Annotated in this window: 4 protein-coding genes and 1 pseudogene; 1 reads left to right on the top strand and 4 read right to left on the bottom strand. The window is 28.5% G+C overall.

Translation table 11 applies throughout. The annotated features are described in order from the left end of the window. Positions 1–259 precede the first annotated feature (259 nt). A complete protein-coding gene (locus tag OC698_RS02515) occupies positions 260–1,609 on the top strand; it encodes a hypothetical protein (RefSeq protein WP_304513140.1) in 1,350 nt (449 codons plus the stop codon). A gap of 329 nt (positions 1,610–1,938) precedes the next feature. Here OC698_RS02515 and OC698_RS02510 read toward each other — a convergent pair whose 3' ends face one another. The 4 genes and pseudogenes from OC698_RS02510 to OC698_RS02485 all read right to left on the bottom strand — a co-directional run. Further along, positions 1,939–2,355 (bottom strand): iron-sulfur cluster assembly scaffold protein, encoded by a 417-nt coding sequence (locus tag OC698_RS02510; RefSeq protein ID WP_304513142.1) that lies wholly within the window; start codon positions 2,353–2,355, stop codon positions 1,939–1,941. 138 nt (positions 2,356–2,493) lie between these two features. Continuing rightward, positions 2,494–4,234: pseudogene (locus OC698_RS03235) on the bottom strand (reverse transcriptase domain-containing protein). A 782-nt stretch (positions 4,235–5,016) separates the two neighbouring features. Continuing rightward, positions 5,017–5,913, bottom strand: a complete 897-nt coding sequence (locus tag OC698_RS02490) for an aminotransferase class V-fold PLP-dependent enzyme (RefSeq protein WP_420887792.1) — start codon at positions 5,911–5,913, stop codon at positions 5,017–5,019. Positions 5,914–6,076: 163 nt separating this feature from the next. Then, positions 6,077–6,573, bottom strand: a 497-nt coding sequence (locus OC698_RS02485) for a group II intron reverse transcriptase/maturase (protein WP_304513136.1), incomplete at its 5' end; no start/stop codon positions are given.

The raw sequence follows: 6,573 nt of genomic DNA, 5'->3' as shown, positions 1-6,573 counted from the left end.
ATTTAAAATTAAGTTTTTTTCTTTGCAAAAAACTAAACGCATAAAAAGGATAATTTAATAAACAATTCGAAATTTCTCTACTAGGAGCAGAACTAATAATAGCTCCATCTATATTGTTATATTTAGTTCGAACATATAAGGCAATTGTCCGAGAAATTTTTATCCAATACTTTTGTTTAGCTAATAATCTCTTATAAAATAATATCTAATCAAAAAGAAAGGTTTTTTAATTCTGCCAAAATTAACAAACAATAAATTTATGTATTTATTATTATTAATATTGTTATTAATATTGGTTTTTATTTGTGTATACGATTATATTCATTTGAATAAAAAAAATAATTTCAACAAATTAACAATATTAAAAGATAATTTAGATTTTAAAATGTCTCATAAAATACCAATTAACGATGGAGATCATGTTATTAAAATTATTAAAATTATTGATAAACAAGGTAATATTAAAAAATATGATTATATTACAGGTAAATTGTTAAAGCAAAAAACTAATACAAATATTCAAAAAGATCATAATCGTGATATTGATAGTATCAATGAAACTCAAGATATTGATTTTGATTTAAATAATTTAGCTAATGTGAAAAAAATTATTTGTCCAGATGGAACTATTCAAGAATATGATCAACAAAAACATTTATTTTGTAAAATTAATTCTGATGGTATCATTAGTTATTATGATTATAATAATAAGAAAAAAAAAATAAATTTACCAAATAAAGATTATCGATTTGATAAATACTTATTACAAGAAAATTTTCCTGACGAAACAACAAAAATTTATAAATATCATAAAATACAGGAAACTTTTTTAAATGGTGTAACTAGAAACTATAATTATAACCAAGATGTTATTCAAGAAATTTCTCATGAATATATTCGTGAATACAATCCTAAAACCCAAACAATACAAAAAATTATTTTTCCAATCGGTGAACAAAGAGAATATTACGGTTTTTATTTATGTTTTATTCATCAAGATATTTTAAATGATAAATCAGTTAGAGAATATCAATTGCAAAAAATAAATCAAAATTATTTTTATAAATTGAAAAAAGAAATTTTACCTAATGGTACTATTATAAAATATGATAATCATTTATTACCGATCCAAATGACAACAAAAGATAACATAATTATAACAGCATCTTCTTTGGAACCAAATTTAAAATCAGAAAATAATTCAATTACCAAAATTAAGTTACCAGATAATTCTATAGTTGAAATGGATGATACTAAAAATTATCAAATTACCAAAATTACTGATAACCAAGGAGTTACCCGAGATACAAAAATTATATATTTAAAGAACAATCCGCTTAATCATATTATTAAAATAATTTTTCCTCACGGTTATATTCAAGAATTTGATGAATTTCATGGTTGCTTAATAAAAGAAACATGGCCTAATAAACATATTTTTGAATACATTTATTTAGATAACACAGCGCGATTAAAAAAAGAAATAACCCCCAATGGTATCGAAATCAATTATGATTATAATAATGATCATCCTTTCTTATTATCTAATATAGTTATTCCAGGAATTGTTAAAATTCCTTATTATTTATCTAATAATCATAATAATTAATTAATTTTTGATTAAATTTTTGGTAAATTAAATTATTTTATTCGAAAAGATTGATTTTTGATTTTATTTTTTTCAATTTATTATTATTTGCTTGCATATTATTTTTTAGCAATTATATCTTAATGTTTAATATTATTAAAATTATAAATTAATTTTTTTTATTTTTAAATTTAAATAATTAAAATTTTAAATTAACATTTTCAATAGATATAAATTATTCTATTTTTTATTAAATTCTTATCTTAAAAAAAGTTTTATGAATTGGAATTAATCATTTATAATTAAATTTAAATTAATGACTTAATTAAGGGATAAATTTACTAATAACTTTATAAACATTTTTTGTTTTTCCAAGATTCTATAGCTTTTTCAAGAGCTTTCCAAGGTAAACTGATACAAGAAATTTTACTTGGGTTATCACAAAAAAATTTAAAAATTTGTAATTCTTTATTCAATTGATTAATATCAAATTTTTGCTTATTTAACATAGCTAAAAAATTTTTAATTTGCACTAATACTTGTTGAATATTTTGTTTTTGAACCGTCATAGACATAATACTTGCTGAAATACAACAAATTGAACAAGCTTGGGTATTATGGCGAATATTTTGCAAATGAGAATCAATAATATAAAGTTGTAATTCGATCGCATCACCACAATAATTATTGTGGTAACGAAAATATAAATAATTAGAATTATCAGATAAACCTTGATTGTAAGGATTATTTAATACGGATAGATTAATTGCGTTTTATGTGGCGATTGTATTTGCCGTTTTATTTACAATCAGCCCCCGTCCAAACCGGACTAGCAAGTTTCCAAGCATCCGGCTTTCCATAATTTACTCTCTTGCGAGAACTAATTTCCCCTCACGGTTGATTAGCTATTTATTCTTATCGTCCTTATTCTTTTTAATATCATGTATTTGTTGATTGGTTATCTTGCGATGACAGTCTTTACACAATACCTTGGTACTTTTATTCATGATCCTTTGGTGGTTCGCGTTGCGGACCGTGCCAATGTGATGAATTTGCAGTTGGATTGTTTTGTCGCAGTTCTCACAACATTCCGCTTTCAAACGGTCAGTTAGATGTGTGCGACCTCGGAATATAAATCTATTAATGGTAATGTCCGGATTTCCCTTATAGTTACGCATTTTTTTGATTTTATCCCAAGAGTAGACAGCCCAAGGTTCATATAGGGTTTCTCCTTTGTTAATATAGGAAATACCCTAAGTTGAACTTATATTGAATTTCTTTCGGACTATGGCAATTGACGTTTTACGTTTCCTTGCCAGTGTTTTTAAACAGCTATATTCAGCTAGATAGTTTAGATAGGTTAAAACACCGAGATTATTAGCTAAACAAAAGTATTGGATAATTCCTCTAACAATTGTTTGATAGGTTCGAATTATTTCTAATTCGTCTCTACCCGCTAATGTTTCGTCGTGTTTTACCTTTCCCTCTTTTACCCAATTATATTCATGTCCGTATTCTTTGGCTTTCGCTTGGGGAATCCAGATTTGAACTTGACCGTTTAAGGAATTCTTTGTGGATTTCCTTGTACGAGTTTTATTGGTGGGGTTTACCTTAATCATGTAGGATAGAAATCTAGTTCCTTTACTAGCTTTTGCAATTTTCGATTTATTCTTATTTATGGTAAGTTTTAAATCTTGCTCTAGCCATTGGACCACTTGATTCTTAATCTTCTCGGCTTTGTCATATTCACCTTTAACACCAATGATAAAATCATCAGCGTAGCGGATGTACTCAACTCTTATCTTCGGGTTTAGATTGATATACTTTGATATACTTATCGACCCCCAGTTTGTGGTGTTGGTTTTTACGCCATGCTTTCCCATATTCTGGGTTTCCTTTCTTAATTGGTTTTTCTTCTTTAATCAATTCCTCCATTTTCAGGTCCATGTAATGTAAATATACATTCGCCAGCAAGGGGGAAATAATTCCTCCTTGAGGAGAATCGGATAAGGATTCGTATTTGACCCCATCTTTCATGAAACCGGCTTTCAACCATTTGTTAATGGTCGAGAGGACTTTATTCTTTCTGATGAACCGATTTAAGGTTCTTATGAGAATCTCGTGATTGATGGTATCAAAGTAACCTTTTAAGTCAATTTTGACCATATAGTCAATCCCTTTAAATCTTTGTTTAACACGTTTGATAGCGTCATGACAAGATTTTCTGGTTCTAAATCCCAAGCTCCATGCTGAAAAGATATTTTCAAAATAGAGAGTCAAGAGTTGTTCGAGACATTTTTGTATTAGTCGATCTTTGATAGTGGGTAGCCCCAGAGGTCTAGCTCCTTTATTATCACTAGGAATGAGAATTCTTTTAACTGGTTCCGGGTTATAACCATTATTAACGTACTCCTGATGGTATCTTTCTAGTTTCCCTAGATTAATTCCATCAATGGTTTCATTGTAAATTCCGGGTGTGCCCGCTCCTTTATTAGCGGAAATTCTATTGAATGCCGTTGACGTATTCTGAAAGTTATTCATTCCCTGTTGGAGTTCTCTTTTTAAAGAGTAGCCTTTTAATGAACAATATTGAATTCTATCCAATGTTCGTGAAAATTTAGTTTCTGGTGAAACCGTTATTGACATTATTTATCGACTTTTTTCTCGATCTCATTGGATGTCATTGAATAAAATAATAAATTACTTTCTTCTTTCGCCCTATAAGAGTTATTAACTCTCCTCTTGGTAAGCCGATTAACTAAATTATTCCAAATTTAGGTTTACCCTTACGACTACTAAAAAGATTCTTTATCCTTGACCATCCGGGCTTTTATTTCCAGATTAGTAAATTTAATTACCTGATTTTAGGATTCTCCAAGTTACACTAAATTTCTACCTTAATTCCTTAGGGGAAGTATCCTCTTTTGAGAGGTTGATTCCAGGTTTTTTCTCTTTGATAAACTACTCAATACATCATTTTTATATTAGTAGACTCTGGACTGTCCGTTTAAGCAACTTCCGAACAGGTTTGTTAATTACCTCAATTTCCTTCTTAGGCCATTGCAGGCTTCCCCATAGAATTATTCGGTGGCGGGGTCTTCTTGACTAATTTGCTTTCGTCGCAACCCGCTTTTATGGTTTGCTGTAGTCTGACATTCTTTCGTTTGCCAAACCAACCATATCCTTTCAGAGTTTATCGGCTCTGGCTATTGGTTAGATAGCACGAAATTTAGGCCTCTTTGGCGCCCAATGATATAACATAATTTTTTTATCTTCATCTTTTAAATAAATTAGTGTTCACCTCTTCCTTTATTTATTATATTGATTTTTTTTATTTTTGAAAAAAATTTATCTTTTTATAACAAAAATTAAAATTAATTTATTTGGAATTATTAATTTATTTGGAATTTATTTTCATATTTTTTTCATTATAAAATGCTTTTTAAATCTTTGATTTGATGTAAAATAGATATTAAACGATTGATATCTTGATCATTATTATAAATACCAGCTGAAATTCTAATAGTACTAATTTGATTTATTTTTTGAATAATTAAATTAGCACAATGTTTACCAGTACGCACAAAGATATCATTTTGATTCAAAAAACTTTCTATATCATGAGCATGAATTTGTTTAAAATTAAATAAAATCATATTAGTTGACGTAGGATTAAAAATTATAATTTGAGGCATTAATTTTAAAAAACTTTTGATTTTATTAATAATATCATTAGTATGTTTTTGAATCCGAGGTATCCCAATTTTTCTAATAAAATTCAAAGTTTTTCGAAAAGCTAAAATAGCACCAATATTTAATGTTCCTGGTTCAAATTTGTTTGGTAATTCGTTGAAAATAAAATTATGATGATTAACTTCGCAAATATTACCTCCGCCAATATTAGGCGAAGATAATTCTTCTAATAATTTTTTTTTTCCGAATAAAATACCAATACCAAAAGGACCATACATTTTATGAGCTGAAAAAGCTAAAAAATCTATATCTAAATCTTTGACATCCAACGATAAATGTATTATTGATTGTGCTGCGTCTAAAATGACCAAAATATTTTTTTGATGAGCGATTTTAGTAATTTCTTTAATAGGTATTTCATCGCCAAAAGTATTAGATATATGACCTAAAACCACAAATTTTGTTTTATCTGATAAAACTTTATAAAAATTATCTACTTGAATTTTATAATTTTTATCTAAAGGAATAAAAATTAATTTAGCTTTTTTTTCTTTAGCTATTTGCATCCAAGGCAATAAACAGGAATGATGCTCTAATTCGGAAGTGATAATTTCATCACCAGGATTAACCAAATGCTTTAATACGGATAGATTAATTGCGTTTTATTCAGCGATTTGTATTTGCTGTTTTATTTACAATCAGCCCCCGTCCAAACCGGACAAGCAAGTTTCCCAGCATCCGGCTTTCCATAATTTACTCTCTTGCGAGAACTAATTTCCCCTCGCGGTTAATTAGCTATTTATTCTTATCGTTCATATTCTCTCTGATATCATGTATTTGTTGATTTGTCACTTTTCGATGACAGTCTTTACACAATACCTTGGTACTTTTATTCATGATACTTTGGTGGTTCGCGTTGCGAACCGTGCCAATGTGATGAATTTGCAGTTGAGTTGTTTTGTTGCACTCACAACGTTCCGCTTTCAAACGGTCAGTTAGATGCGTGCGACCTTGGAATGTAAATCTATTAATGGTAATAACCGGATTTCCCTTATAGTTACACATTTTTTTAATTTTATCCCAAGAGTAAACGTCCCATGGTTCGTATTGAGTCTTTCCTTTGTTAATGTAGGAGATACCCCAAGTTGAACCTTTATTGAATTTCTTTCGAACTCTGGCAATCGATGTTTTTCGTTTCCTTGCCAGCGTTTTCAAACAGCTATCTTCAGCTAGGTAATTTAGATGGGTTAAAACACTTAGATTGTCAGCTAAACAAAAGTATTGGATAATTC

The sequence above is a fragment of the Candidatus Phytoplasma gossypii genome (assembly GCF_030586975.1).
Classification (GTDB): domain Bacteria; phylum Bacillota_I; class Bacilli_A; order Acholeplasmatales; family Acholeplasmataceae; genus Phytoplasma; species Phytoplasma citri.
The sequence above is the reverse complement of the archived record's forward strand: the minus strand, read 5'-3'. Positions and strand labels throughout refer to the sequence as shown.

Excerpts from the sequence above, each read along its gene's own strand:
- OC698_RS02515 (WP_304513140.1), top strand. The coding sequence starts at position 260 with ATGTATTTATTATTATTAATATTGTTATTAATATTGGTTTTTATTTGT.